The organism is Sphingobacterium shayense, from assembly GCF_013179575.1.
Lineage (GTDB): Bacteria > Bacteroidota > Bacteroidia > Sphingobacteriales > Sphingobacteriaceae > Sphingobacterium > Sphingobacterium shayense.
Window position 1 is genome coordinate 1 of record NZ_JABMCQ010000300.1, and the last position, 1929, is coordinate 1929.

General features: G+C 38.9%; 2 protein-coding genes. Both read left to right on the plus strand.

The features are described 5' to 3' along the window. Positions 1-180 precede the first annotated feature (180 nt). Complete coding sequence (gene purN / locus HP439_RS18880) at positions 181-756, plus strand: phosphoribosylglycinamide formyltransferase (RefSeq protein ID WP_172391873.1); 576 nt, start codon at positions 181-183, stop codon at positions 754-756. Between the two features lie 205 nt (positions 757-961). Next, positions 962-1929 (plus strand): bifunctional phosphoribosylaminoimidazolecarboxamide formyltransferase/IMP cyclohydrolase (purH, locus tag HP439_RS18885; protein ID WP_172391874.1); only part of this gene is annotated, 968 nt, incomplete at its 3' end.

Below are 1929 nucleotides of genomic sequence, written 5' to 3' on the forward strand. Positions count from 1 at the left end.
TATCATTTTGGCCCAAGCAAGCCTGCCACATTAAAAGAAATATAATCAATAATCTATTTTTTGTCATTATTTTAAATTTAGCCTTTAATCAGCATTCCACCCCCTAAATTGGACGTTAATTTCGGAAAAATACCATATATTTGATAAAAGTCAATAATAAAAGATTAACGGTTCAGTATTGTGAAAAAACGTATCGCTATATTCGCTTCAGGTTCTGGTTCTAATGCTCAAAAAATTATGGAGCATTTCAAATATTCTAATCTAGCCGAAGTCTCGCTGGTGCTGAGTAATAATCCCGACGCCTATGTTATACAGCGTGCCGATAATTTTGAGATCCCATCTCATGTATTTGATCGACGAGCGTTCTATGAATCAGAGGAAATTATTGAACTTCTTAGACGTCTTGAAATCGATATAATAGTATTGGCGGGCTTCTTACTGCTAGTCCCCGAAAACCTGTTGAAGGCTTATCCAAATAAGATCATCAACATTCACCCTGCGCTGCTTCCCAAGTTTGGTGGCAAAGGAATGTACGGAGATAAAGTACACCAAGCAGTTCTGCAAGCGGGCGAAGAGGAACATGGCATTACTATCCATTTCGTTAATGAACGTTTCGATGAGGGCGAGGTAATTCATCAGGCAAAGTTTAAAATTGAATCAGACGACACCCTTGAAACGATCAAATTCAAAGGACAACAACTTGAACATCAGTATTTTCCAAAAGTAATTGAAAACCTTTTGAAAAAATATAACTAGACATACTCTCGGCGCTGCATTTACACTTGAGTTAGCCGAAATTTCACCCCTTCCTATCTTTAGATTGAATGGGCGTACATCTATTGGAGAATAGCAACTTACCCCTCTATTTATTGGTAGATGATACCTGTCAGACGTAAAAATTGAAAAAGTCGAGATATATTTGGATCTATATTTGTATCTTTGCGGCTCCAAAACTATGACGATGAATCATCCTGTTAAGATTAAAAATGCCTTGGTTTCAGTCTATTATAAAGACAACCTAGCCCCCCTAATTCAGCTGTTAAACGGATACGGCGTGACTTTCTACTCTACAGGCGGTACGGAAGCCTTCATTCGTGAGCAAGGAATAAATGTTATTCCTGTAGAAGATTTAACAAGCTATCCTTCAATTCTTGGAGGACGCGTAAAAACGTTACACCCAAAAGTCTTCGGCGGCATTCTCGCACGTCGACCTCTAGAAAGTGACCAGCAACAATTGGAACAATATGAAATCCCAGAAATTGACTTGGTAATAGTTGATTTATATCCTTTTGAAGAGACGGTCGCTTCAGGTGCTACAGAACAGGACATCATCGAAAAAATTGATATCGGCGGTATTTCATTAATTCGGGCGGCAGCTAAAAACTTTAATGATGTTGTAATACTTTCTTCTAAAAATGATTACAGCAAACTTGAAGAAATCCTTGCCACCCAAAACGGACAAACAACCTTAGAACAACGTCGTGAATTTGCCAAGCGGGCATTTAACACGTCGTCACATTACGACACCGCTATATTCAACCATTTCAATCAAGACACATCTATTCCGGTTTTTAAACAATCGATTCAACAATCACAAACACTTCGGTACGGAGAAAATCCACATCAAAAAGGCGTATTCTTTGGTGACTTAGACGCCATTTTCGATAAACTTAATGGCAAAGAACTTTCCTACAACAACCTTGTTGATGTAGACGCTGCTGTTGCAATTATTGACGAGTTCACTATTCCAACGTTCGCAATCCTTAAACATACCAACGCATGTGGGGTTGCTTCGCGGTCGACAGTAAAACAGGCGTGGATTGATGCTTTAGCGTGTGATCCAGTCTCTGCTTTCGGCGGAGTATTGATAACTAATGGTGAAATAGATGAAGACACAGCTACAGACATTAACAACTTATTCTTTGAAGT